This window comes from Crateriforma conspicua (genome assembly GCF_007752935.1).
Taxonomy (GTDB): domain Bacteria; phylum Planctomycetota; class Planctomycetia; order Pirellulales; family Pirellulaceae; genus Crateriforma; species Crateriforma conspicua.
In genome coordinates, this window is the sequence record NZ_CP036319.1 from 3224206 (window position 1) to 3249720 (window position 25515).

General features: G+C 59.9%; 17 protein-coding genes. 6 read left to right on the forward strand and 11 right to left on the reverse strand.

Going from position 1 to position 25515, the window contains the following annotated elements; all coding sequences use genetic code 11:
• Positions 1-40 precede the first annotated feature (40 nt).
• Complete coding sequence (locus Mal65_RS12185) at positions 41-1888, reverse strand: hypothetical protein (protein ID WP_145297809.1); 1848 nt, start codon at positions 1886-1888, stop codon at positions 41-43.
• A gap of 62 nt (positions 1889-1950) precedes the next feature.
• Here Mal65_RS12185 and Mal65_RS26465 point away from each other — a divergent pair, with 62 nt between their 5' ends.
• Together Mal65_RS26465 and Mal65_RS12190 are read left to right on the forward strand one after the other, a co-directional pair.
• The gene (locus Mal65_RS26465; protein WP_165701224.1) at positions 1951-2142 is read left to right on the forward strand and encodes a hypothetical protein; all 192 of its coding nucleotides are present in this window, start codon (positions 1951-1953) and stop codon (positions 2140-2142) included.
• Positions 2135-2905: a metallophosphoesterase gene (locus Mal65_RS12190; RefSeq protein WP_145297812.1), complete on the forward strand. Its 771-nt coding sequence runs from the start codon at positions 2135-2137 to the stop codon at positions 2903-2905. The genes Mal65_RS26465 and Mal65_RS12190 overlap by 8 nt, the downstream gene beginning before the upstream one ends.
• Before the next feature lie 76 nt (positions 2906-2981).
• Here Mal65_RS12190 and Mal65_RS12195 read toward each other — a convergent pair whose 3' ends face one another.
• The 3 genes from Mal65_RS12195 to Mal65_RS12205 all read right to left on the reverse strand — a co-directional run bounded on the left by Mal65_RS12195 (position 2982) and on the right by Mal65_RS12205 (position 7967).
• The gene (locus tag Mal65_RS12195) at positions 2982-4448 is read right to left on the reverse strand and encodes a 2-oxo acid dehydrogenase subunit E2 (RefSeq protein WP_145297815.1); all 1467 of its coding nucleotides are present in this window, start codon (positions 4446-4448) and stop codon (positions 2982-2984) included.
• 100 nt (positions 4449-4548) lie between these two features.
• The gene (aceE, locus tag Mal65_RS12200) at positions 4549-7278 is read right to left on the reverse strand and encodes a pyruvate dehydrogenase (acetyl-transferring), homodimeric type (RefSeq protein ID WP_145297818.1); all 2730 of its coding nucleotides are present in this window, start codon (positions 7276-7278) and stop codon (positions 4549-4551) included.
• A 476-nt stretch (positions 7279-7754) separates the two neighbouring features.
• Entirely contained in the window at positions 7755-7967 is a 213-nt protein-coding gene (locus Mal65_RS12205) for a hypothetical protein (protein WP_196784787.1), read from the reverse strand.
• Between the two features lie 508 nt (positions 7968-8475).
• Here Mal65_RS12205 and Mal65_RS12210 point away from each other — a divergent pair.
• Complete coding sequence (locus Mal65_RS12210; RefSeq protein WP_145297821.1) at positions 8476-8973, forward strand: low molecular weight protein-tyrosine-phosphatase; 498 nt, start codon at positions 8476-8478, stop codon at positions 8971-8973.
• A 67-nt stretch (positions 8974-9040) separates the two neighbouring features.
• Here the strand turns inward: Mal65_RS12210 and Mal65_RS12215 are convergent, their stop codons facing one another.
• The 7 genes from Mal65_RS12215 to uvrA all read right to left on the reverse strand — a co-directional run bounded on the left by Mal65_RS12215 (position 9041) and on the right by uvrA (position 23438).
• Complete coding sequence (locus Mal65_RS12215) at positions 9041-9922, reverse strand: LamG domain-containing protein (protein ID WP_145297824.1); 882 nt, start codon at positions 9920-9922, stop codon at positions 9041-9043.
• A gap of 37 nt (positions 9923-9959) precedes the next feature.
• The gene (locus Mal65_RS12220) at positions 9960-10736 is read right to left on the reverse strand and encodes a VIT1/CCC1 transporter family protein (protein ID WP_145297827.1); all 777 of its coding nucleotides are present in this window, start codon (positions 10734-10736) and stop codon (positions 9960-9962) included.
• A gap of 5 nt (positions 10737-10741) precedes the next feature.
• On the reverse strand, positions 10742-11734 hold the full coding sequence (locus Mal65_RS12225; RefSeq protein WP_145297830.1) for an NADPH:quinone reductase: 993 nt from the start codon (positions 11732-11734) through the stop codon (positions 10742-10744).
• Between the two features lie 210 nt (positions 11735-11944).
• Positions 11945-13429 (reverse strand): anti-sigma factor family protein, encoded by a 1485-nt coding sequence (locus Mal65_RS12230; protein WP_145297833.1) that lies wholly within the window; start codon positions 13427-13429, stop codon positions 11945-11947.
• A complete protein-coding gene (locus Mal65_RS12235) occupies positions 13429-14055 on the reverse strand; it encodes a sigma-70 family RNA polymerase sigma factor (RefSeq protein WP_145304866.1) in 627 nt (208 codons plus the stop codon). The genes Mal65_RS12230 and Mal65_RS12235 overlap by 1 nt, the downstream gene beginning before the upstream one ends.
• A gap of 609 nt (positions 14056-14664) precedes the next feature.
• Complete coding sequence (locus Mal65_RS12240) at positions 14665-16857, reverse strand: protein kinase domain-containing protein (RefSeq protein WP_145297836.1); 2193 nt, start codon at positions 16855-16857, stop codon at positions 14665-14667.
• Positions 16854-23438, reverse strand: coding sequence for an excinuclease ABC subunit UvrA (gene uvrA, locus Mal65_RS12245; RefSeq protein ID WP_145297841.1), 6585 nt, complete (start codon positions 23436-23438; stop codon positions 16854-16856). Before uvrA ends, Mal65_RS12240 begins: the two co-directional genes overlap by 4 nt.
• 255 nt (positions 23439-23693) lie before the next feature.
• On the opposite strand from uvrA, the gene Mal65_RS12250 reads away from it, so the two are divergent.
• From Mal65_RS12250 to Mal65_RS12260, 3 genes are read left to right on the forward strand one after another with little or no spacing between them, the layout of a single operon-like run.
• Positions 23694-24209, forward strand: a complete 516-nt coding sequence (locus tag Mal65_RS12250) for a gamma carbonic anhydrase family protein (protein WP_145297844.1) — start codon at positions 23694-23696, stop codon at positions 24207-24209.
• Positions 24206-25204, forward strand: coding sequence for a Gfo/Idh/MocA family protein (locus tag Mal65_RS12255; protein ID WP_145297847.1), 999 nt, complete (start codon positions 24206-24208; stop codon positions 25202-25204). The genes Mal65_RS12250 and Mal65_RS12255 overlap by 4 nt, the downstream gene beginning before the upstream one ends.
• Positions 25195-25512: a P-II family nitrogen regulator gene (locus Mal65_RS12260; RefSeq protein ID WP_145297850.1), complete on the forward strand. Its 318-nt coding sequence runs from the start codon at positions 25195-25197 to the stop codon at positions 25510-25512. The genes Mal65_RS12255 and Mal65_RS12260 overlap by 10 nt, the downstream gene beginning before the upstream one ends.
• Positions 25513-25515: the final 3 nt, after the last annotated feature.

The window sequence follows — 25515 nt, forward strand, 5'->3', positions numbered from 1 at the left end:
TGGAAATTCCGTTGTTCGACCGCGTCGTCGGGCACGTCGGTCAGCGACCGATGCGAAGGCCCCAGATCGTTTCATCCAGCGGAGCATTGCCCAAACGCCCTTGCCGGTCAACGTCGGTCAATTCGTCCATCGTGGTGGCAAGTCGAACATTCCAGTGACGCACGGCAATTTGCGACCATCGCTGCATGGATGAAACTTCCATGACCGAATCTTGATCGTTTCCGCCTTCGACCGCGATGACGGCGGTGTTGATCGTTCGCGGCAAACGGTCCAGGTCGGCATCACTTCCGGAAAGCGATATCTCCGTTGCCTCGATACTGGCGCGGGACGATTCCTTAATCCGATTCTGTGCCAACAGCGCGATGGACAATTCGCTGCGTAACCAGCGGTCGCGGGGATAGTCGCTGCAGGCGGCATACAACGTCGCGACGGCACCGTTGCGTTTTTCTTGGGACAACTTGGGCCAGTCAATCGCGATCTCGGTGGATTTAACGATCAGGTGGTCGGGGTTTCGCTGGGCCACCGGTGCAATGACTTGTGACGCTTCGTCCAACCATGTCGACCAGTCGGTTTCATCCGAATCAACGGCCAGCGATTCTTTGCGATAACGCAGCAGCAGGGTTTGGGCCAGCACCAAATTAGCGGCATCACGCAGCGAGAGATCGGGCAGCGGCTGGATGGTGCGATCGGAAACGTCGCTTGAATCAGCCGTGTCTGTATCCGTGGTCATTTCGTCCCGTACGACCGCATCGATCTGGCCGGCCGCGACGGCTTGGGCCTGTTCCAGTCCCCGCCGCGCCAACAATTCCGCCTTCTCCAGTGATTCGTTTTCAACGGCAACTTGTGCGCGGGCGATCGACAGTGATGCAGCGGCGACCGGTTCTTGCACCATCCGCATGATGTCGCGTTGCAAATTGGCGGCTTCATCCGCCGTCAGCCCGGTTCCCAGACGCAGTAACAGACGCCAAGCCAGCAAACAGTCCGGATAACGATCCAGCAGGCTGGTCAGTGGTTCGACCTGCGAGGATTCCGGACGTTGATTCGCGTGGCGTTCGGCAAAGTCGGCCAGGAAAACGCGTTGCCGCATCTGATCCAGACAGCGACGTTGGGTTTCGTTTATGGCGACCACATCATCGACGGCATCGATCGCTTCGTCGAATCGGCTTTGCAGCATCAGGCACTCGGCCATCCGCATGCCGGCGGCGAACGATTCTTTGGATTGCAGCCATGAGGCGGCGAACGCTTCTTCGGCCTTTTGAAGTGCTTGGTCGGCATCGTCGATGCGGCCCAGTTCGATCAGCGACCAAATCATCGGCAATCGCACGTCACCGCGGTCGTCGATGATGGTTTCCTGCAGGTACACCGCCCCTTCCAACTTGCCGGTCGACGATTCCAATACAGACATGGCAACTATGGCATCGATGTCACGCTGGTTGTTTTCGGGATCGCCGGCGGCTGCGTTACGCAAATGATGACGCAGCCGAGACATGCCTTCGCGGCTTTGGATGTGGTATCCCTTGTCGACCAGAAACTCCGCCAGCCAGTGGTTGGCGTAGTCCATCGCTTTGGTGATCGGTTCGCCTTCTTCCCAACGCGTCAGCTGATAGACGTCTTGGATTGATTTTTCCACGTCACCGCTGCGATAGACGGCTAGGGCAGCATCCATCGATTGCAATGACGTGTCGGGAGCCTCGGCGATCCGCGTGCCGGCAAAGTGTTCGACCGCGATGTAGCTGAGCCATCCGATTGCGGCGACACCGGAAACGCCGGCAAAGACCAGCCAGTACAGATTTTCTTTGATCCAGCGTTTGCGATGATGTTTCTTGTCGCGTTTCTGTCGCCGAAGCTGGGCTTCTTCCGCCGGAGAAAGCTGCTGTTTCGATCGCATCGTGTCGTACTATACGGTCACTGGGGGTGGAGCCGCCAAAGGCCGATCGGTCATCATCTGTGATGGCGGATGTGGTGGCCGGCTGGAACGATTCTAATGATTCGATCCTTGTGATGGGGCGACGCCGGGTGACCGGCACGCCATTGGCACGGAAGTCGCGGTATCCCGACGCGGAAGATTCCGGTTGCCGCCACTTTGACGTCCCCTGGTTCGTCGTCTTGAAGTTTGACGCATTGAAGTTTGACCATGATTAGCCACTGGACACAGCATCCGCTGACCCAGAATCGGCCGTTGCCGGCACGCGTCAGCTTTATTTCGGATCTGCATTTGTTCAGTTCCCGCTGCGTCGCCGATCAACATGCCCATGCCATCCGACAAGCGGTCCGGTGGAGCCAGGTGTGTGTGTGGGGCGGAGACTTGTTTGATTTTCGCTGGAGCCGCGTCGGTTCGACGCACCAAACCATTGATGCGGCCATCGAGTGGCTGGACCAGTGGTGCGTTGAATTTCCCGATCACATGTTTGTGTATCTGCGGGGAAACCACGACGCCCACCAACCGTTTGAAGATCGCATCGCCACGTGGTCCGATTCACGTTCGAATTTGGCCAACGGGCTGGACGCGATGCGGATCGCCGACACCCTGTTTGTTCACGGTGACGTGATCGAAAAACAGGGCACCCAAGAATCGTTTGAAAAGTACCGGCACAAGTGGAGCCGCAAGCGGCCGGCCGGGAATTTGCACAATCGAGCCTATGATGCGGCGATCGCGTTTCGATTGCACTGGGCGACCGCCAAGATGGTGCATCCGATCGACCGAACGTGCCGGCGATTGCTGCATTGGATGCGGCACCAACATCCGACCGACGGACGCGGAGTCGACCGAATCGTATTCGGCCACACGCACCAACGGATCGATGGTCGCGAGGTCGGCGGCGTGCGTTTTTACAACGGCGGTGCCGCCATTCGACACGTCGGATTCTTGCCGGTGCGGATCGTGATGGATCCGCAACCGAAATGAAACCTGTCCGGGGACCAACGTCGGTCCGGGCCGCCAAGCCCTGACCGACGAGCGATCTGTGGCCAGTGATTCGTGGTTACAGAGCCAACAGCAAACGGCTGGGGGCTTCCAAATACGCGATCACGTCGTTCAAGAATCGTGCCGCCGCGGCACCGTCGACCAGGCGGTGGTCGTACGACAGGCTAAGCGGCATCATCAAACGCGGCTGGATCGTTTCATCGGGCATGACGACGGGCAGCTTGCGGCTGCGGCCGACCAGCAGAATCGCGACTTCGGGAACATTGATGATCGGCGTGCTGAATTGACCGCCGATCGCGCCCAAGTTGCTGATCGTGAACGTGCCGCCACGCAAATCGTTGACGGCGAATTGGCCGCTGCGGACCTGGCCGGCCATTTCAGCCAGACTGCGTGTGATTTCTGGCACGCCCATTTGATCGGCGTTGTGCATCACCGGCACGACCAATCCGCGATCGGTGTCCACCGCGATGCCGACGTTGACGTAATCCTTGTAGATGACTTGGCCGTTTTCTTCATCGACCACGGCGTTGATGATCGGGTGGTGACGCAGTGCGGTCGCGACGGCCTTGATCAAGAACGGCATCGTGGTCAGCTTCAGACCCTGGGCCGCGTAATCTTCTTTGCTGCTGGATCGCAACCGTTCCAAATCGGTGACGTCGGCGTCGTCGAAGTTGGTCACGCGAGGCGCGGTGGTCCAAGAGTTGTGCATCTGAGCCGCGATCGTTTTACGGATCTTGCTCATCCGTTCCACACGGATCGGCCCAAAGTCGTCCACGTCGGCGGTGCCTGCCGAGGTGGGCGATGCGGGGGTTGCCGACGCTGCCGCGGGGGCCGCCGCAGCATTGGGAGCGGCGGCTTGTTGGCGTGCCGCACCGCTGGTCGCACGCACGACGGCCAAGACGTCTTCGCGGGTGATGCGTCCGCTTTCGCCGGATCCTTGGACACGCGACAGATCCACGCCGACTTCGCGTGCGAAGCGTCGGATCGCCGGGCCCGCAGCAATCACGGCACCCGAGGGCGGTGCGACCGGTGCAGCGACAGGTGGTTGCACCGGAGCCGCTGGTGCGGGAGCGGCCGCTGGCGGCTGTTGAGCCGGGGGTTGTTGGGCTGGAGCAGCGGGTTGTGCCGCAGCAGGCGGCGTCGCCGCGGCCGGCGGCTGTGGTGCGGGTTCCGGTTCGGGCGTTGCCGCGGGTTCCGGCGTCGCCGGCGCGGCGGGTTCCGGTTGCTTGGCCTCCGGCTGGGCGGCTTCCGGTTGGCTGGGGGCCGATTCGCTGCCGCCGCTGGCGCCGGCGGCTTCCTCGACTTCCAGCAACACGCCGCCGATGGGCACCGTGTCGCCTTCGCTGATCGTGATCTTGGTCACCTTGCCGCCGACCGATGCCGGGACCGGAACGGTGGCTTTGTCGGTTTCCATTTCGACGATGTCGTCGCCGGCGTTGATGACGTCGCCGACGCTGACAAAGATTTCAAGGACATCGCCGGATTCGATGCCGTCACCCAACTCGGGAAGTTTGACTTCGGTCATGTTGCTAATGCGGGGGGATGGTGTTCGTGTTCGGAAAAGGTCGAAAGGTTCAAAGGAGCATGGGGATCAGGCGTGGCCATGCGGATCGGCACCGGGCCGATCATGCATAGTACGGATCCGCCTTTTCCGGGTCGTAGTCCAGTTCTTTGATTGCCGCGGCGACATCGTCGGCGGACAAGACGTCGGCATTGGCCAACCGGCTGAGCGTTGCGATGGTGATGGATTCCGCGTCGACTTCGAAGTGACGTCGCAACGCTTCGCGAGTTTCGCTGCGTCCCATGCCGTCGGTACCAAGCACGCAATAGTCGCCCGGGATCCACGGTGTCAATTGTTCGCCCAAGGCACACACGTAATCGCTGGCCGAGATGAACGGGCCTTCGACGCCATCGAGAATCGTTTCCAGATAGCTCTTGCGCGGCGTTTCGGTCGGATGCAGCATGTTCCAGCGTGCACAGCTTTGGGCATCGCGACGCAGTTGCGTGTAACTGGTCACACTCCAAACGTCGCTGGCGATGCCGTACTTTTCGGCCAACAGTTCTTGTGCGGCCAAAGCGGAATTCAGGATCGCACCGCTGCCAAACAGTTGCACCCGAGCCTTGGCGTTGTCGACGTCCTTGGATCGGAACTTGTACATCCCCTTGATGATGCCTTCTTCACAACCCTCGGGCATTTCCGGGTGGTTGTACGGATCGTTTTCGGCGGTGATGTAATAGATGCACTGTTCGCCGTCGGCGTACATCCGTTGCAGGCCTTCTTGGATGATCACGACGACTTCATAAGCGAACGCCGGATCGTAGGCGCGAACGGTGGGGAACGCGATCGCGTTGAGCAGGCTGTGTCCGTCCTGGTGTTGCAAGCCTTCGCCGTTCAGCGTGGTGCGGCCGGCGGTACCACCGATCAGGAATCCCTTGGCCCGCATGTCGGCGGCGGCCCAGATCAGGTCACCGATCCGTTGGAATCCGAACATGCTGTAATAGATATAGAACGGAATCATGTTGATCCCGTGACAGCTGTACGCGGTTCCCGCGGCATTGAAGCTGGCCATCGAACCGGCTTCGGTGATGCCTTCTTCCAGGATTTGGCCGTCTTGGGCTTCCTTGTAATAGGTCACCAAGTCCGAATCGACCGGTTCGTACAGCTGGCCCGCGTGGGCATAGATGCCGAACTGGCGGAACATGCCTTCCATCCCGAACGTGCGTGATTCGTCGGGGACGATCGGAACGACGTTCTTGCCGATCCGTTTGTCGCGGCACATCGCGACCAGCGTTTGCACGACGGCAAACGTGGTGCTGATTTCTTTGTTTTCCAGCTTGGCGATCGTCTTGCGGAAATCGTCCAGCGACGGGACTTCCATCGTCGGATGTTCGGTCGGACGGCTGGGCAAGTATCCGCCCAGCGATTCGCGTTGCTGCCGCAAGTACTTGATTTCTTGGCTGGTTTCCGGCGGCTTGTAGAACGGTGCTTCGCCGACCTTTTCGTCGCTGATCGGGATGCCGAACCGGGTGCGGAACTCCAACAGTTCCTCTTCGTTCATCTTCTTTTGGTTGTGGGCCACGTTGCGACCCTCGCCGGCTTCGCCCAAGCCGTAACCCTTGACGGTTTTGGCCAGAATCACGGTCGGTTTGCCGTTGTTCAGTTCGGTCGCCCGCTTGTAAGCCGCGTAGACCTTTTCCGGGTCGTGGCCGCCACGCCGAATCTTTTCCAGTTTTTCGTCGCTGAGGTGTTTGACCAGTTCCAGCAGTTCTGGGTACTTGCCAAAGAAGTGTTCGCGGATGTAGCTGCCCGGCATGCCGGTGTACTTCTGGTACTGGCCGTCGACGACTTCGTTCATCCGCTTGGCCAACAAGCCGGTCGTGTCTTTGGCCAACAGTTCATCCCACTCGCCGCCCCAGATGACCTTGATGACGTTCCAGCCGGCACCGTTGAAGATCGATTCCAGTTCTTGGATCACCTTGCCGTTACCGCGGACCGGACCGTCCAGGCGTTGCAGGTTGCAGTTGATCACGAAGACCAAGTTGTCCAGCTTTTCACGAGCCGCCAGACCGATCGCACCCAGCGTTTCCGGTTCGTCGCATTCACCGTCGCCCAAGAACGCCCAAACCTTTTGACCGCTGGTGTCTTTCAAGCCGCGGTCACGCAGGTATTCGTTGAAGCGTGCTTGATAGATCGCCATGATCGGGCCCAGGCCCATGCTGACGGTGGGGTATTCCCAGAAGCTGGGCATCAACCACGGGTGCGGGTAACTGCACAATCCGCCTTCGGGTTCCAGTTCGCGGCGGAAGTTTTCCAGCTTGGCTTCATCCAGCCGGCCTTCCAAGAAAGCACGCGAATACATCCCCGGCGAAGCGTGGCCTTGGAAATAAACCGAATCGCCGGAATAGCCGTCTTCGCCGCGTCCGTTGAAGAAGTGGTTGAACGCAACTTCGTAAAGCGTCGCGCTGCTGGCAAACGTGCTGATGTGACCGCCCACGCCGCCGCCACGCTTGTTGGCACGCACGACCATCGCCATCGCGTTCCAGCGAACGATCGATTTGATGCGTCGTTCCAGTTCGCGGTTGCCCGGATACGCCGGTTGGTCTTTCAGCGGAATCGTGTTGACGTACGGCGTCGCCGTGTCGGCCGACAACGGAACGCCTTCGGCCGCCGCACGATCGCGCAGTTGATCGATCAGGAATCGAACGCGGTCCGGCCCTTTGCTTTTGAGCACATAGTCCAGCGATGACAACCATTCCTGCGTTTCCGCTGCGTCGGTGTCAAACTTGGCGGCCTTTTGTAATTCGCCAAGCTGTTGGGCGACTTCGGCTTTCGCGACGGTTTTCGATTCCTGCATGACGCTAATATTTCCCGATGGTTGAAACGGCTTTATCGCGGCCGAGGGCGCGGGCATTCCAAGGCTAGAATAGTCCGCAAGCAATGGGGCGGAACGGGCGTTGCATCGTCTGGCTGGATGCCACACCGGAAAGGGATGTCCGATCGGTCGGGCGATTGAAAACCGCCGCGAAAGTCGGGCATCTTTCTGGTCGCCGTCGACGTCGTGTCCGACGGCCGATCGGTGCGACGAAAAAGCCTCCGCCTGGAACGTTTAGAGTAGCCAGACACGGTGATTCCCGGCAAGACGGCAGGCGGATAACGGCCACAAAGAAGACGCACCAAAATCATACCGGCGGATCGCCCCATCCCCCAAAGAAAAACGGCCCGGTGCCGTGCAGGCCGGGCCGTGATGACAATGCTTGGGTTGGAGACGCCGAATCGGCAACAGATCAAGCGGGAGTTGGTCGTGGGCGTTGATCGTGGACCAGGCGTCCCTTAACGGTGGTGAACGGCGGCCACCGGAGCGTTGGTGGGGGCCGGGGGCGTTTTGGAAACCTCCGCCTGGGCCAGCACCTGATCGACGCGTCGCATCAATTCTTCGGTGCTGCGTGGTTGGTGGCCGTCGCCGTCGCAATCGCTGGCGACGAATTCGCTGCCGCAGTGTTGGCAAGCCACGATGTGGCCCAGCAACGAGGCGCGAATCTCCACGCGTCGGCCGCAAGTTGGACAAGACTGACTGAACCGGATCGACATACTACTGTACCTCATGCGTCGCAGTGCAATTCCGAGTGAGCCGTAAAGTATCCTAAGCAATCGTTTAAAGCAATTTAGAATCCCCTTCGGGAGGCTCGTCGTCGCCAAACGATCGGTGCTCAGGGCTCGTTGGGTTCCTGCAAGATATGCGTGCGAATCCGCCCAGGAATCCCCTCAAATGGTACTGTAAGGCTTCGGTCTGCTACTGCCTGGCGGCTCAAAATGTGCACTTTCGGGCTTTTTGGGGGCCCTGGGGATTTAAAAACAAATTTCCAAGTTTGCGGGTGAAACTTGGGATGGACGGGACAAACGGTGTGAAATCGTGACGATTTGCCGCAGTCCGGCGGTTTGGCCGAAAGCTTCCATCGCCTAGGATTTGGGCACGTCACCGCCCCACACCGATGTTGATGACACGGACCGGGGCACCCATGTTCGCCGTACTTTCAAAATAGAATTTCGTCCGATGACCAAACGCGTGCTGTTCGTCTGTATGGGGAACATCTGCCGTTCGCCGGCGGGCGAAGCGGTGATGAAACGTTTCGCCGAAGAATTCGGCCTGGATGTCGAAATCGACTCGGCCGGAACGCACGACTACCACGTCGGAAAACCGGCCGACCCGCGGATGATGGCCGCCGCGGAGGCTCGTGGCTATATGTTGACCAGCCGGGCACGTCAGGTGACCACCGCGGATCTACAACCGGGACGATTCGATCTGGTGCTGGCGATGGACAGCGATAACCACTCGATCCTGCTGGCGATGGCGGACGAAGAAAAATCACACATCCGCATGTTCGGTGACTATCTGGACGACAACTGGCCCAAGGACGTCCCGGACCCGTACTACGGCGGCGAAGAAGGCTTCGACGAAGTCCTGGACATGCTGGAAGAAGGCTGTCCGGTCATCCTGCAAACGATGATGGGCGAAAGCATCTTTGACGCGGGTTTCAGCGACGAAGTCTGAACCGCCGAATCTGGACGAAATCTGACCTCACCGCGCGGGTGTCCACATCGCTGGCCAAGGCCGCGTTTTATCGGTCGCCCGATGGGTCCAATCGCCAGGTCCGAACCCAGTCGTACATCGTGGTGCGGTCGGCCTGCGATCCGCTTTCGACCAGGCCACCATCGGCGGGCAACGGGTTCCAGTCGTACGTTTCGATGGCCATCTGGATGAACGCCGGGATGTCATAGTCCACCGGCGTCGTGATGGTGTAGGTGTGTTTGCCGTCCAAGAAGAACATGATTTCTTGCGGCGATTTCCACCAAGCGCCGTAAACGAAAAAACGTTCGCTGTTTTTGACGTCGGTCGGAACGCTGGCTTGAACCTGGACCTTTTCGGGGTTGTTCCGGTTGGCCCGGTGGATGGCGTTGCTGTGAAAGATCTGGTCCCAGTTCTTGGCCCAAGAATCGGTCAATTCGCTGGTGCGTCCGACGCATTCCTGGATGTCCAGTTCCAGTTTCTTGGCGTGCTTGCCTTTGGTCATCAACCAAAACGTCGACGACATTTCCGTCCGGTTGGCTTTCATGCGGCATTCAAAGTACTGGCCGGGTTTTCCGGGATGCAGCGAACGGACGATCGCACCTTGATGTGTGTACGTTTGGCCGTGACGCTTGACCGGCATTTCCAGCTTTCCGACGGTGACTTGCATCATGCCATCGGCGACCGAGACGTTTTCAGCGCGAAACAGCCCCGGCGCACGCCCGTCCCAACGCCAACCATTGCCGATCGGATTGGATTGCCATTTCGTGGCGTCCAAGTGCGTGTCTTCGAAGTCGTCGGTCAATTCGACGACCGGTTGCCAAGCTTGGCCCGCCGGTGCGGGGTCGTGGCCATCTTGAAAAAATGGCTGTTGTGCAAACGCGATCGACGACCAAAGTGCCAACGCAAGGACGGTGCCGTGGAAACGAAACATGATGTTGAACCGGAGGATGAATTGGCAGGACGGATGATTAAACGGCGATGCCGCGAAGTGCCCATCCGACGATGTAAGCCAAGACGGCTGCGGAACCACCCAGGACCAACGTTTCCAAACCGGACCAGACCCACCACTGTTCGACAAAGCGGGATTTGATCGCGCCGACTAGGAAAAACGCACAGCCTGTCATCACGCTACTGACGACGTAGGGTGCCGACAACTCCAGCGACGTCAACCAAACGGCGACAAATGGAAGCAGCGGGATCAGACCGACGATCAGGAACGCGATCATCGTGGACAGCCCCGCAATCCACGGGGACCGGTACGTCAGACTGATGCCCATTTCTTCGGCGACCATCGTGTCGATCCAACGTTGTCGGTCCGATGTGATGACATCGACCGCCCGGTCCAAATCGTTACCGGTGAATCCCTTTTGTGCATAGATTTGACGGATCTCTTCGCGTTCACCGTCCGGATAAGCGTCGATCTCCAAGCCTTCGCGGATGCGGGCGCGGTCACGCAATTGGCCTTCGACACGCGTGCCCATGTAATTGCTGGCCGCCATGCTGAATCCGTCGCCGATCAGGTTGGCCAAGCCCAGGATGATCACGATCGTCGACGACAGTTCCGCGCCGGCGACGCCCGACACGACGGCGAACGTGGTCACCGTGCCGTCGATCGCGCCATAGATAAAATCGGGCAAATAGTCCGGCTTGTGGCCGGCACGCAAACGTTTGCCGATCAATTCGGACGTGTGGGTGGCGGCCAAGTGTTCGGGCGACAAAGATGGTTTGGCCGGCGGCTGGTTCATGATTGCTAGACCTTCACGACGATTTTTCCGGTCAAATTGCCTTTTCCGTGGAGCGTGGCTTCTTCTTGCAATCGATGGGCCTCGGCGGCCTGCTGCAGCGGAAACGTGGCACCGATGTTGGCTTTCAGACGACCGTCGTCCATCCATTGATTGATCTGGTCAGCGGCTTTGCGCAGCTCCAGCGGCGTGCCTTTGAACATCACAAAACCGTGCAGACTGCATTCTTTGACGTAAAACGGACCGACAGGGAATTCCGGTCGCGCGTCACGGCCGGCCATCAAGATCATCCGGCCTCGTTCAGCCAGCATGCCGACGGCGGCATCAAAGTCGGGTTCGCGGCGGGTTTCCCACATCACGTTGACACCGGCGGGGGCAGCCTGCATCACTGCTTCGGTGATCGATTGTTTCTGATAGTTGATCACCACGTCGGCACCGTAGTCGGCCGCACGCTGTGCTTTTTCGTCTGAACCCGCGGTGGTGATCACCGTCGCGCCGGCGATCTTGGCCATTTGCACGACCATCGAACCGACACCACCGCTGCCGCCGATGACCAACACGGTTTCTCCGGGTTCCAGGTGGGCTTCGCGAAACAATCCCAAGTGGGCGGTGATGCCGACCAAGGCGACCGATGCGATTTCGTCACTGGTGACCGAATCGGGCGTGGGGTAGCACCACTGGGCATCCACGGCGATCTGCTGGGCGAACGTGCCCTGACGTCCGACCAGACCTTGGTTGGTGCACCATACGCGGTCGCCGACCTTGAAATCCTTGACCCCGTCGCCCAGTGCGGCGACCGTCCCGGCGGCATCGCATCCGGGAAAGTAGGGGGCGGGCAGTTCGGCGGCGATCACGCCCGACCGCACGTAGGTGTCGATCGGATTCACACTGGCCGCTTCGACATCGATCACGATTTGGCCGGGGCCGGCCTGGGGCGACGGGACGTCTTCGATTTGAATGACATCGGGGGCACCGGTCCGTCGGACGCAAGCGGCTTTCATGGAGCAGACTTTCGTGTCGTGGGGTTTTCAGCGGGAATGCGATCGGCAACCTGGGTTGGGTCAACAGTATCGCCGAACAGGATTGTTTCATGTTCGGCGAATCGCATCGGAAAGAAAACCCCGCGACAAGTCGACCGCCAGACGGCCGGCGCAGGTGATCAAAAGCGATCGCGGCGGCGGGAAAAAAACTTGTCCCCGTCGATCACCGCATCATTGGATCGAATCGCGTTGTCCGTCGTTCGGTGGCGGAGGCGGCATGGGACCGCCACGCCCCGGACCACCGCCGCCGCCACGGCGTCCACCACCGAAGCTGCGACGACGTTGGGTTCGCGAGATTTCTTCTTGGATCTTTTCGGGTTCGGATAGATCCAAACGCATCCGTTGATAGTCGCTCATCATCTGGTAACGCTGCAGCGGCGTGGATCGCCCATCGTCCATTGACCGACGCATCGCCGATTCGGCCCACAGCGACAGCACCGACGCACGCAACATTGGATCGTCGCCGGCCAAGATATCCAGGTTTTCGGCATCCTTGGTCGGGATCCAAAACTCCAGCATCTCGAATTCTTGGTCGGTCAGCTTCGGCGCGCCGTCGTTGCGTTCAAATCCGGGCGGGGCATCACTGACGATTTCCCACAACAGGATTCGATCGATGTGTTCTCGCACGAAGGGCGGTAAATCATCGTCTTGCAGTCGACGGTCGCGGTACAGCGATGTGGCACTTTCGGGATCGCTCAGTCGTTCTTCCAAGATGATCGAAAGACCCGTGTTCAAGATGTCCACGGTTTCTTCGTTCAACATCCAAGCACTTTGTCGTTGAATGCGTTGGTTGCTGTACGCGATGGCTTGGTCAATTGCATCGCGGCGTTTGGATTCGATTTCAACGGCGTCGCCGGGATCCGAAACATCGGGCGATTCAATCGCATCGATCTGTGACGGCGGCAAAGTGGCTTTCCACAGCGAATAGTCACGCATTGTTTGCAGCAAGCGCTGGGCGTCGGTTTGCAGGGCCACGGTATCGGCGAACTCGCGTAAGGATTCTTGACGCGATGGGTCGAAGTTGCGGAAGCTGTCCCAGTTGGCTGCCAAGTGACCGGCGATCGGTCCCGGTAATTCCGCCAGCGCGGTCTTTCGCTGCTCGATCGACAATTCTGACAGGCCCGTGTCGATCGGTTCGATCGCCTGGATCTCCTTCAACGTGATGATCACATCCTGCCATGCGTCCATGCCGGCCAACTGACGCATCAGGTTCAGATCATCGCCGTCCAGGTACGCATCCAAGTCCTCAACGATCGTTAAATCATCCAGTTGCCGATTCAGCATGGCGGTGCGTCGCCACTGGACCGCGGCGTAACCCATCGTCGCGGTCAACAAACAACCCAGTGCGACGAAGACGGCGATGGGAACGCGTTGATACCACGCCGGTTTTTTGCCGCCGGCCCGCATCACATCGGTGACGACCATCTCCATGGTCGTTTCGACCAGCTTTTCGTTGGGCGTCACGTCGGGCAGATCGTCCAGCATGTCCCAACCACGCTGTAGGTCATGCAACCGCGTGCGCAGATCGGCATCGTTGATCAAACGATGCTCCAGCGCGTCGCGATCTTGTGGCCCCAGTTCGCCGTCCAAATAGGCGACCAGTTGTTCGTCGTCGGGATCGACCGGCGTGTCGTCGGTCAAAATTTGAGTGCTCATCACTTCGGCTCCTGTGGCAGGACGCCTGCGTCGATGTAGGGCTGAAGCAGTTCTTTCAGATTGACTCGCGCGCGGCTGAGCAACGACTTGACCGCCTTGGCCGACATGCCCATGGCTTCGGCGATCTCGGCATAGCTAAGGTTTTCAAAACGCGACAGCATCAGAGCCATGCGTTGGCGTTCTCCCAAGCTTTCGATGGCCGCGCGAACGATCTCGGCTCTTTCGCCTTTTTCCACCATGCGTGCGGGCATCAATCCGCTGGCGTCGGCCGCGGTCCCGGCCAACAGCGTCGCCGGTTGATCGGGCTGGTCCGGCAGCGGTGCGTCGATCTCGCTGACCTCTTGGCGTCGTCCGGCGGACCGATTCGCGTTCCTCGCGACGTTCCCGGCGATCGTGTACAGCCACGTGGCAAACTTCGCGCCCGGTTGATAGCGATGGCGGGCACGATAGACCCGCAGGAAAGTCTCCTGCGCCAGGTCTTCGGCCATTCCCTTGGGGCCCATGTGCTGCATCATTCGCACCAAACGTGTTTGGTAACGTCGCACCAACGTTTCAAACGCCGCCGCATCGTCTTCCTTCACGCGCATCATCAGGCGAACGTCCGGATCGGACTGCTGATAACGCATCGCGGTGGACGGGCTGACGATCAAACGATCCCCGCTTTGGTCGGCGGCAATGGGTGAAAAGGACGACGTGTATTCTATCCTGATTCAACCACGGCCAAGAGAGGAGGTTCCGGTCGCCGGGGGGATGATTCGGCGATTCACGGCGATGGGGAAATCGGGGGGGCTGGCGGTTTTGGAGAGACGTTGAGGGCGGGGCGGCTGTTTTGAAGTTGCGCTTTTACCTGAGGCATTGATTTTTTTGGTGACCCGAGGCGTGAGCGAGGCGTTGGCAATATCCTGTTTTTCCTCGCTTACGCGTCGGGTTACCAGAAAGCGTCGGGTTACCGGAAAAGCGCAACTTCGAAAGGCGACGATGGGTGAGCCGCATGGCGCTAGCCGCGGGTGGGGATGTTTCGCCACCACAGCCCGACGCTATCTCGATTGGCTGAGGAATGAGAGGCGCGATTTCAGGTGCGGACGCTACTTTCGCGGAGCGAAAGGCGACTTTGCGCTAGCCGCGGGTGGGGATGTTTCGCCACCACAGCCCGACGCTATCGTGATCGGCTGAGGGATAGGTGGCGCGAATCCGGTGCGGACGCTACTTTCGCGGATCGAAAGGCGACGATGGCGTTACGTGGTCGCCGCGCCGATCGGGATCAGTACGCCGTAAATCTCGATCACTTTTTGTTCGTCGTCGAACAACGGTTGACCGCGTGCGATCGCGGGTCGATAGGCACGCTGATTGACGGGCAGCATTTTTTCGACATCGCCAATCGTTCCCTGACGCAAATTGATTTCAAACGCCGTCCCACTTTCGACCGATTGCTTGACGGCTTCACGCAGGTGCGGTGAATCATCTGGGTGGATGGTCGACAGGTACGCTTCGAAAGACAGCGGTCCGCTGCGAACGTCACGGCCGACCAAGCGAAACGTCTCCTCGCTCCAACTGATTTCTTCGGTCATCACGTTGAAGCCCCAGGTGCCCAAGCCGGCCAAACGCTGGAGGTCACGCAGACGACAACGACTTTGACGCAGCGCATTTTCAGCGTCTTTGCGCAGCGAGATGTCACGGATCGTCGACATCACGACCTTTTCGTCGCCCAGTTCGATCGACCTTGCGCTGATCAACACATGGATTTCCGAACCGTCACGCCGCAAGAACACCGCTTCGAAGTTGTCGACCTTGCCGGATTTTTGCAGCCGCCGAAAAAACTCGCGCCGTTTTTCCGGGCACTTGTAGATCTGCAACTCGGGCATCCGAGCTCCGACGATCTGGCTGACGTCATAGCCCAACAGGCTCGAAAACGCTTCGTTCGCCTCCAAAACCTCGCCGTCGGTGATGCGGACCAACAAACCGGCTTCGGGTGACCGCGTGAACAAAGCCGAATAACGGGCTTCACGGTCGGCCTGGTCGTTGCGCAAATCTCGCTGGCGACGCAAACGCATCGCGACTTCCGATTCACCGTCGCCACAGGATTCGTACAGCGAAATGGCCAAGTCCAAATCGCCGTTGGACGCCGCGATCGACGCGAATTGTCGATGCAGTTCGGTCTGGGCGCGATGCGCACGCTTGTTGCCCGGCCACGCCTGGACCGCTTCGTTCAAAATGGCATCGGCCAAACGGTACGGCTCGTACGAACGCTTTCCCTGCTCCGGTGCATTGTCTTGTGCATCGTGCAGGATCTGTTCGGCACGCCGGACCAGTGAAACACTTTGGCGATGAACTTGATAGTCTTCGATCGCACTGATGAAGGCTTCGACGCCCTGGTGGCGGTCGGCGGGGCGAGTTGCCATCGCTTGCATGGCGACGTCCATCAATTCGCCTTCGACGTCCGTCGGGCGAATGACGTTGTTGGCCGCCGCGTGGATGCACGACAACAGCGTTTCGCCGTGGTGCGGTGCTTGGCCGGTCAAGATTTGGAACAGCACTGCGCCCAACAAGTAGACGTCGGTCTGGAAACTGACTTTGGACGTGTCGCCCATCGCCAATTCGGGTGCCATGTACGCGGGCGTGCCGCCGATCGTGGAATCGATTTCGCGATCAATCGCATCGGTCGGACCGTGGCTGATCGCCAGCCCCCAGTCGGCCAATAAGACTTCGCCGAATCGACCCAGCATCACGTTTTCGGGTTTGATGTCGCGGTGTACCAGCCCGCGTGAATGGGCGTATCGGATCGCGTCGGCCACGCGCAGCAGGACACGCAGGTTTTCTTCGATCGACATGTCCGCAATCTGCTGGTCCCAACTGGAACCGTCGACGCGTTTCATCGAATAAAACAGGCGGCCTTGATCGTCCATGCACAGTTCGTGCAGGGCGATCACGTTGGGGTGATCCAGCCCGCCGATCACGCGAGCTTCGGTGATGAACCGTTCGCGCGATTGCGTGTCGCGGCTCAGGTCATCCCGCAATTGCTTGACCGCGACTTCGCGATCGATCGCGCGTTGGTGTGCTTGGTAGACGATGCCCGTTCCGCCGCTGCCCAGTTTTCCGACCAGTCGGTATTCCGCGTCGTGGCGTTTGCCCTGTTCCAGCGTGGCGACCCGGCGGATGGGGACGTTGTTTTCCGCTTGCGACCGGATGAATTGTTCGATGTCGAACGGATCGGTGGGTGGGGCGTCGGCCGCACCCTCGGGAATGATGTGCGTTTCGGTGTGATCGGCCGAATCACCGGTGCGTTGCCATGCCGGGTGAGAAAAAGTCGGGTGGGTGGCGACGAAGGACAGCGAAACCGTTTTGGAATCGGCGGGCATTGCGGCCAGACGATCCGAAAGGTCTTGGTCGGCGATGATCGTCTGCAGCAGATTGCCGCTCACGGTGGTCATAAGCGTGACTCGAAATGATGTTTCAAGAACGATCGTAGTTTACGACTACGGACATGCTTCGGGTCGGTCAGGTTCAAAGTCACGCTGGCTTTGTCCTTGCCACGGGGGCGGATTGGGTCACTGGTGTCGATCGCAGAGACAATGTCTGCCGTAAAAGAATCGGACGGTCCGCGGATTTCTAACTGCAGCGACTCCGGCGACTTGGTCTTCAATAACCCCCAGATGCGTCCTTTGGGATCGGTGACTTTCACCCGATCCGCCGCCTCGAACCGCAAACGTTCGGCTCCCGCGATGCGTTCGAGCATCGTCAGCGTCTGTTCGGCCAATTCGATCGGCCACTGTGGACCTTGGTGATCGGGAAACCCTTTCTTCAAAGAATGCCAGCGACGGCCCAGCGCCCGCCACGGTTCCAAAATGGCTTCCGCACCGGCGGGGGGATCCACACGCAGTTTGGAATCGCCATCGGTGACCGCGTCCGAATCCGAATCGTTGCCCGGTGATGCTTCGGCGACGACGTCGTATGTCGAATCGTCGACCAAGCCATTGGACAGGTGCGTGTCCCGGATCGCCGAATCGCTGAGCAGCTGGTGCTCGGATTCTTTGGCTGGCAGAAGTGCCCTGGCGACATAGGGCGCCGTGACGCTGGTCGCGGTTTTCGACGCGGATCGATTGCCGGGGCGACGCCGCGAAGTCTTCTTGGCTTTGCCGCCGCCACGTGCCTTGCGGATCGTTTTCGCATCCACCGTATCGGCCATCTGTTCGGGGGTGCCCGCAAAGACGATTTGTCCGCCGTCCACCCCCGCACCGGGCCCCAGATCGATGATCCAGTCGGCGCATTTGATGACGTCCATGTTATGTTCGATGATCACCACGGTATTGCCGACTTCCACCAACCGCTGGACGACATGCACCAGTTTGGCAATGTCACCAAAGTGCAGCCCGGTGGTCGGTTCGTCCAACAGGTACAGCGTGTTGCCCACCATCGGACGCGAAAGTTCGGCGGCCAGCTTGACCCGCTGGGCTTCGCCACCGGACAGCGTTGGTGCGGATTGGCCCAGGGTGACGTAGTCCAGCCCGACGTCGCACAACGTTTGCACGATGCGAATGATTTTGGCTTGGCCGGCAAACACGTCCAACGCATCGCGGCACGACAGATTCAAAATGTCGTTGATCGAATGGCCGTGGTATTTGACCTCCAGCACGGTGTCGTTGTATCGCCGGCCCTGACAGTCTTCGCATTCCACCCAGACGTCGGGCAAGAAATGCATTTCGATCCGACGCTGGCCGGTGCCTTCACAGCCTTCACAGCGGCCACCGGACACGTTGAAGCTGAATGATCGTGCGGTCAGCCGACGTTCTTGTGCATCGGGCAGGTTGGCGAACAGCGTGCGGATTTCGTCAAAGACGCCGGTGTAAGTGGCCGGATTGCTGGACGGTGAATTGCCCAGCGGTGATTGGTCGACGCGAATGACTTTGTCGATGTAGCGAACGCCTTCGATCGTATCATGCTTGCCCACACGCACGCGGGCACGGTGAAGCCGTCGTGCAAGGGCGGGGTACAGGATGTCATCGATCAGCGAACTCTTGCCGCTGCCGCTGGGGCCCGTGATCGCCGTCAGCACGCCCAACGGCAGTTCCAAGTCGATGCCCCGGAGATTGTTTTCTCGGGCACCGCGAACGTTCAAGAACTTGACCGCTTGTTGATCGCCCACGATGACCGGACGTCGCGATGGCGGGACGGGGATCTGTCGGCTGCCGTCGATGAATCCCGCGGTAACACTTTGGTCGGCCGGTTGGATATCGGTCGGCGGTCCTTGAGCAACCACGCGGCCGCCGTGACGTCCGGCAGCGGGGCCGAAGTCGCACAAGTAATCACTGCCCGCGATGACGTCGTGATCGTGTTCGACCACCAGCAACGTGTTGCCAAGGTCGCGCAAGCGATGCAGTGCGCCGATCAGCCGGTCGTTGTCGCGCGGGTGCAATCCGATCGTGGGTTCGTCCAAGACGTACAGCACGCCGCACAGACCGCTGCCCAATTGCGATGCCAGCCGAATCCGCTGGGCTTCGCCGCCGGACAACGTGGCCGCACCACGATGCAGCGTCAAATAATCCAGTCCGACGTCCAGCAAGAAGCTCAAACGCGATTTGATCTCGCGAACCAGTTCGCCGGCGACCTTCTTTTCGCGTGTGTCCAGCTTCCATGCGGTCACGGTTTCGCTCAGCCTGTCCAGCGGTTGGTGAACCAGGTCGGCGATTGTGAAATCGCGGAACCGAACGGCCGCCGATTCGTCACGCAGCCGTGAACCGTCGCACGCCGAACACGCAATTTCGTCGGTAAAGCTTTCCAGCTTGCCACGCAGTCCCGGCGTCAATCGCGCCGCTTCGGCCAGCGCCGGATAGAAACCTTTGAATTGATAGCGGAACAGCACCGATGAACCACCGGCTGGGCGGATCGCCGTGGCGTCTTCGGGTTCGTCAAAGTCATCGGCGCGGACCTCCACCCAAATGCCGCCGGTTCCGTGGAACAATTGGCGTCGCTGGACGACTTTCAGTTCGTCAAACGGCACGTCGATATCGATGCCGGTCGTGCGTGACAAAGCCCGCATCATGGCGACCGACAACGGCTTGGCCACGTCGGGCCAAAGCAACGAGACGCCCTGACGCAAACTGATCCCCGGCGAACGCAACAAGGCTGCGGGATTCGTCCCCGTTTGTGATCCCAAGCCTTCGCATTGTGGGCACCAACCGATCGACGAGTTGAACGAAAAGTGGTGCGGCGACACCGGCGTCAGTGAACGTCCGCAACAGCCGCACACCAAATGTTGGCTGTGGGTTTGGACGTCCCAGTTGGGTTCATCGCGGTCGGCGTGCACGATGGCGACTCGCATCACGCCGACGCCCAGCGACAACGCTTGTTCGACACTGTCACTGATCCGCGAAACTTCGTCGTCGCGGATGACGACCCGGTCCACAACGACTTCGACGACTTGGCGTTTGCGTGGGTCCAGTGCGGGGGCGTCTTCCAGCGGAATGGTTTTGCCGTCGACGCGGATGCGGTGGTATCCGGTGCTGCGCAGCGACGCCCAGGTGTCCAAGCTGGCTTCACCCGCCTGGACTTCGATCGGGGCCAAGATCAACGCTTTGGTTTCCGCGGGCAACGCCATGACCTTGTCGACGATCTGGTCGGGCGTTTGAGTGCCGACCGGTTGCTGACAGTCGGGGCAGTGCATCGTGCCCAGCCGTGCCATCAGGATCCGCAAGTAGTCATAGATTTCCGTCACCGTGCCGACGGTGCTGCGCGGTGAATGGCCCAGGTTGCGTTGTTCCAGTGCAACGGCGGGCGACAAGCCTTCGATCGATTCGACGTGTGGCTTTTCCACTTGGCCGATGAATTGCCGGGCATAGGACGACAACGATTCGACATAGCGTCGTTGACCTTCGGCATAGATCGTGTCCATCGCCAGCGACGTCTTGCCGCTGCCGCTGGGGCCACAGAACACGGTCATCGCATCGCGGGGGACGTCGACACTGACCGATTTCAAGTTGTGTTCTTCGGCATGACGAACCACGACGTGCGTGCGAGCCTTGGCCGACGGTGCGGCCAGAGCGGTGCCGCCGGACGTCGATTTGGATTTCGTCTTTTTGCCACGCCGCTTGATCCCCATCGCTTTGGCCAGTGCCGCACCGGTGTGGCTTTCGGCGACCTTGGCCACGTCGGCCGGACGGCCCTCGGCGACGACGGTGCCGCCACCACTTCCGCCGTCGGGGCCCAAGTCGATGACCCAGTCGGCGGTCTTGATGACGTCCATGTTGTGTTCAACGATCACGATCGTGTTGCCGCGATCGGCCAAGCCATGGATGACTTTCAGCAACAGTTCGATGTCGGCAAAGTGCAAACCCGTCGTGGGTTCATCCAGCACGTACAGCGTGTGACCTGTTTCGCGTTTGGACAGTTCACGCGACAGCTTGATCCGTTGAGCTTCGCCGCCGGAAAGTGTGGGCGACGGTTGCCCCAGCTTCAGGTATTCCAGGCCGACGTCGACCAGCGTCTTCAGCTTTTCCGCGATCTTGGGGACGTTGATGAACAGATCCAACGCTTCGCTGATGTCCATTTCCAGAACATCGGCGATCGATTTTCCTTTGAAGGTGACCGACAGCGTTTCGCGGTTGTAGCGACGCCCGCCGCAAACCGGGCAAGTGACCCAGATGTCGGCCAAGAAATCCATTTCCAACTTGTTCGCGCCGTTGCCGTCACAGGCCGCACAGCGACCGCCGTCGACATTGAAGCTGAACCGACCGGCGTTGTAGCCGCGTGTTTTCGCTTCGGGCAGTTGAGCGAACAGGTTGCGGATTTCGTCAAAGACTTTGACGTACGTTGCCGGATTGCTGCGTGGCGTGCGGCCGATCGGCGATTGGTCGATCGCGATGGTCTTGTCCAGCAAATCGATGCCTTCGATCGCATCGTGTTCACCCGGTTCGCTTTCGGCACGGTTCAGATCGCGGCGAAGCGCGGGTTCCAGGATGCCGCCGATCAACGAACTCTTGCCGCTGCCCGACACGCCGGTCACGCAAGTCACCGTGCCCAGCGGGATCGAAACATCGACGTTTTTCAAGTTGTGAAAGCGAGCACCACGGATCGTCAGCTGTGCGTCGTCGGAAATTTCGCGCAGCGTTTCCGGCGGCGTGATCTGACGCTTGCCCGAAAGGAATTGCCCCGTCACACTGCGACGCGATGACGTCACATCGTCGATGTTGCCGGCGGCCACCACGCGACCGCCTTTGACGCCCGGGCCGGGACCAAAGTCGACGATTGTGTCCGATGCCCGCATGGTGTCTTCGTCGTGTTCGACCACGATCAACGTGTTGCCCGCGTCGCGCAGACGCAGCAACGTTTCAATCAGCCGGTCGTTGTCGCGGGCGTGCAAACCGATCGACGGTTCGTCCAAGATGTAAAGCACGCCGACCAAGGCCGAACCGATCTGGCCGGCCAAGCGGATGCGTTGCGATTCGCCACCGGACAGCGTCGGCGCGGTGCGTGCCAGGGTCAGGTAATCCAGTCCGACGCCCAACAAGAAGCCCAACCGAGAACGGATTTCTTTCAAGGCTTCGGCGGCGATCCGGGCATCGGTGGGCGACAGATCGACGTCAATGAAAAACTCGGCCAGTTCGTCGATCGACAGTTCGCACAATTCGGGCAGCGAGTACTCCGCTGTCCGATCGGGCTTGGTCAAACGCATCGATTGTGTGGCCAGTCGGACGCCGCACGCTTGGCGGTTCAGACGTCGGCCTTCACAGTCCGGACAATCCATCCGGCTCATGTATTTTTCGAACTGACGCAACTGCATCTTGTTGCGCGTCGTCTTGTACCGTTCCAGCAGTTCGGGAATGAAGCCGCGGAAACGACCGACGTACTTACGTGACTTGCGACCGCCCCGCCACGTGAACTCCAGGTCTTCGTCGATGCCCCACAACCACGCGTGTTGGGCTTCGGTGGGCAAGTCGCGCCACTTGCCTTCCAGCATTGTGCCCTTTTCCAAACCGAAGCGATGGTCCAGGGCCAGCCCCGCGTCGCGATAGATGTGGCGTCGGTACCGTCCCATGTCGCCCCATTTGCCCAGCAGCACGATGGCGCCTTTGCGGACCGACAGCTTTTCGTCGGGGACCAACAATTCGGGAACGAACGTGTACAGTCGGCCCAGCCCGTCACAAGATTCGCACATCCCTTGGGGGCTGTTGAAGCTGAACAGTTGCGGTGACGGCGGGCGATAACTGGTGCCGCACGACGGGCACGAACTTTGAATGCTGAACAACCGGTCGTCTTTGACCGTGCCGGCTTGTGCAGCGTTCTCGTCGGTCAACGACACCATCATCGTGCCTTCGCCCAGACGCGTCGCCATCTGTGCCGCTTCGACCAACCGGCCACGGTCGCGATCGTCCGGCGGGATGCGGTCCACGACGACTTCCACGTGGTGTCGTGAATGACGGTCCAGCGGTGGCGGTTCGGACAGCAAGATTGTTTCGCCGTCGACCCGGGCGCGGGTGAAGCCTTGTTTGCGAAGGTCTTCGAACAGGTCCTTGAATTCGCCCTTCTTGCCGCGAACCAGCGGAGCCAAAATCCACAGCGTGTCGTCGATCGGGGCTTCGGCGATCCGGCCGACGATCGCGTCGTGCGTTTGGGACGCGATCGGGACGTCGCACCGCGGGCAATAGCTCTTGCCGACCCGTGCGTACAGAACCCTCAGGAAATCATAGATCTCCGTGATCGTGCCGACGGTGGATCGCGGATTGTTGCCGGTCGACTTTTGGCTGATCGAAATCGACGGGCTCAGCCCGGATACCAGATCCACGTCCGGCTTGGGCATCTGGCCCATGAATTGCCGGGCGTAATTGCTGAGACTTTCGACATATCGACGCTGGCCTTCGGCGTACAACGTGTCGAACGCCAGCGATGATTTGCCGCTGCCCGAAACGCCGCTGAAACACACCAATTCGCCGCGGCGGATCGACAGATCGACGTCACGCAGATTGTGCTCTCGGGCCCCTTTGACGCGAATGGTCTGCGTGGGATCGGTCTTCGCCATTCGTTCGCGTTCGGCTTCCGTGTGGTGAACTGTCGGTGAATCGCCCCAAGGGCGGTCAAGCACTGGGAAAGTTGGTCGAGTACAACGCGCCGGGGCCCATTCGTCAATTGTGCGATCGGATTGTGGCGGCGGATCAACCCCGCGCAGGCCCCCCTGGTCTCTGGGCAGCCCGTCCGAGGATACTTGGCGGCTGAAAACCCCGACCCGAGGCCGTCCGTGCACCCGTGGCCCGCCAACCCGACCACCTAAATATCCATGTCTGATCCCACCCGATACAACGCTGACTTGGTCGATCCGTCCGCCTTCATCGCCGACACCGCCACAGTCGTTGGTGACGTTCGCTTGGGCAAAAACGTCAGCGTCTGGTTCGGCGCGGTGCTGCGTGGCGACTTGGAACCGATCATTGTCGGCGAAGATTCCAACGTCCAAGATCTGTCGGTCCTGCACACCGACCGCGGATTGCCTTGTCAAATCGGGCGTCGCGTCACGATCGGCCACAGTGCGGTCGTCCACGGCGCGACGGTGGAAGACGACGCGTTGATCGGCATCGGCGCGATTGTTTTAAGTGGTGCCAAAGTCGGCGCCGGCGCGATCGTGGCCGCCGGAGCGTTGGTGACCGAGGGTGCGGAAATCCCCGCCGGTCGTTTGGCCGTCGGTGTGCCGGCGAAAGTGATCCGTGACGTCACCGAAGACGATCGCGATCGTATCACCAGCAACATGCAGCATTACGTGGAAAACGGACAGCGTTTCAAAGCGGCACAGGAATCATGACCAAGGAATCTGCTTCAACGACCCGATTCGGGTTGATCGGCACCGGCCGAATCACCCGCCGCTTGGTCGCCGACATTCAGTCGACCTCGGGTTGCGAAGTCACCGCGGTGGCCAGCCGCACGATGGAGCGCGCCCAGTGGTGCGCGTCACAGTACGCGATCGCCGAAGCGGTGCAGGGTTACGAAAACCTGTTGTCCCGTGATGACGTCGACGCGGTGTATCTGTCCTTGCCGCCGTCGCTGCATCGCCAGTGGTGCGTGGCGGCCGCCGAAGCCGGTAAATCGATCCTGTGCGAAAAACCGCTGGCGATGAACTCCGCCGAAGTCGCCCAGATCAATGACGCATGCCGGCAACACGGTGTCCGCTGGCTGGACGCGACCGGTTGGCTGCATCATCCTCGCACCGCCGCGTTTGCAGATCTGATCCGTGGCGGCCGTTTGGGAACGGTACGTCATATCAGCGTGGCGATTTCATTCTTTGAACCCTTCCAATCCGGCGAACATCGCTTGCAGCGTGAACTGGGCGGCGGATGCGTCTTGGATTTGGGCTGGTACGCTTGTGGCGTCGCACGTTTTGCATTTGGCAAACCTTGTCGCGATGTCATGGCGACGGCCGTTTATCGTGGCGACGTGCCGATCCGCTGTACCGCGGTCCTGCGATTCGATGACGATCTGTCGGCCACCATTTCCTGCGGCTACGATACCGCGACGCGCAAGTGGTTTGAAATCGCCGGCAGCGACGCGTCCCTGATCTGTGACGACTTTTCACGACCTTGGCCGGACAAGCCCGCACGGTGTTGGATCCACGACGCGTCGGGCAAGGTCGACCAGTTGGATTTTGAGGGGCATCAAGAGATTCGCATGACCGAAACGCTGATCGGCGAAGACGACTTGGCATCCTTGCACGCCCAAGCGATCGACACGCAAGCGATGGTCGATGCGATCAATCGGTCGCTGGAAACTTCGTCCGCACAGGAGCCGACGTCATGCATTTGATCCGCGCCGTGATCCAACCGACCAAGCTGTCGACCGTGCGTGATGCGCTGGCCGAATTGGGCGTCCAGAATTTGACGATCAGCGATGCGACCGGCTATGGCCGCCAGCGTGGTCAACGTCCCAGCTTTCGTGGCAACGAATACAAGGTCGACCTGCTGAGGAAAATTATTCTGGAAATGGTCGTCAGTGATCAAGACATCGAATCCGTCTTGGAAACTCTGGGCAAGGTCGCCAAGACGGGGACGGAAGGACAGATCGGCGATGGCAAAATCTTTCTGATGCCGATCGCCGATTCGATCGATTTCTAAGAA

What these genes read in the sequence shown, in the direction of transcription:
- Mal65_RS12230 (WP_145297833.1), bottom strand. Translation starts at nt 13,429, where the DNA reads ATGAGCACTCAAATTTTGACCGACGACACGCCGGTCGATCCCGACGAC.
- Mal65_RS12240 (WP_145297836.1), bottom strand. Translation starts at nt 16,857, where the DNA reads ATGACCACCGTGAGCGGCAATCTGCTGCAGACGATCATCGCCGACCAA.
- aceE (WP_145297818.1), bottom strand. Translation starts at nt 7,278, where the DNA reads ATGCAGGAATCGAAAACCGTCGCGAAAGCCGAAGTCGCCCAACAGCTT.
- Mal65_RS12210 (WP_145297821.1), top strand. Translation starts at nt 8,476, where the DNA reads ATGACCAAACGCGTGCTGTTCGTCTGTATGGGGAACATCTGCCGTTCG.
- Mal65_RS12215 (WP_145297824.1), bottom strand. Translation starts at nt 9,922, where the DNA reads ATGTTTCGTTTCCACGGCACCGTCCTTGCGTTGGCACTTTGGTCGTCG.
- Mal65_RS12195 (WP_145297815.1), bottom strand. Translation starts at nt 4,448, where the DNA reads ATGACCGAAGTCAAACTTCCCGAGTTGGGTGACGGCATCGAATCCGGC.
- Mal65_RS12185 (WP_145297809.1), bottom strand. Translation starts at nt 1,888, where the DNA reads ATGCGATCGAAACAGCAGCTTTCTCCGGCGGAAGAAGCCCAGCTTCGG.
- Mal65_RS26465 (WP_165701224.1), top strand. Translation starts at nt 1,951, where the DNA reads ATGGCGGATGTGGTGGCCGGCTGGAACGATTCTAATGATTCGATCCTT.
- Mal65_RS12235 (WP_145304866.1), bottom strand. Translation starts at nt 14,055, where the DNA reads ATGCGTTATCAGCAGTCCGATCCGGACGTTCGCCTGATGATGCGCGTG.
- Mal65_RS12225 (WP_145297830.1), bottom strand. Translation starts at nt 11,734, where the DNA reads ATGAAAGCCGCTTGCGTCCGACGGACCGGTGCCCCCGATGTCATTCAA.
- Mal65_RS12255 (WP_145297847.1), top strand. Translation starts at nt 24,206, where the DNA reads ATGACCAAGGAATCTGCTTCAACGACCCGATTCGGGTTGATCGGCACC.
- Mal65_RS12250 (WP_145297844.1), top strand. Translation starts at nt 23,694, where the DNA reads ATGTCTGATCCCACCCGATACAACGCTGACTTGGTCGATCCGTCCGCC.
- Mal65_RS12260 (WP_145297850.1), top strand. Translation starts at nt 25,195, where the DNA reads ATGCATTTGATCCGCGCCGTGATCCAACCGACCAAGCTGTCGACCGTG.
- uvrA (WP_145297841.1), bottom strand. Translation starts at nt 23,438, where the DNA reads ATGGCGAAGACCGATCCCACGCAGACCATTCGCGTCAAAGGGGCCCGA.
- Mal65_RS12220 (WP_145297827.1), bottom strand. Translation starts at nt 10,736, where the DNA reads ATGAACCAGCCGCCGGCCAAACCATCTTTGTCGCCCGAACACTTGGCC.
- Mal65_RS12190 (WP_145297812.1), top strand. Translation starts at nt 2,135, where the DNA reads ATGATTAGCCACTGGACACAGCATCCGCTGACCCAGAATCGGCCGTTG.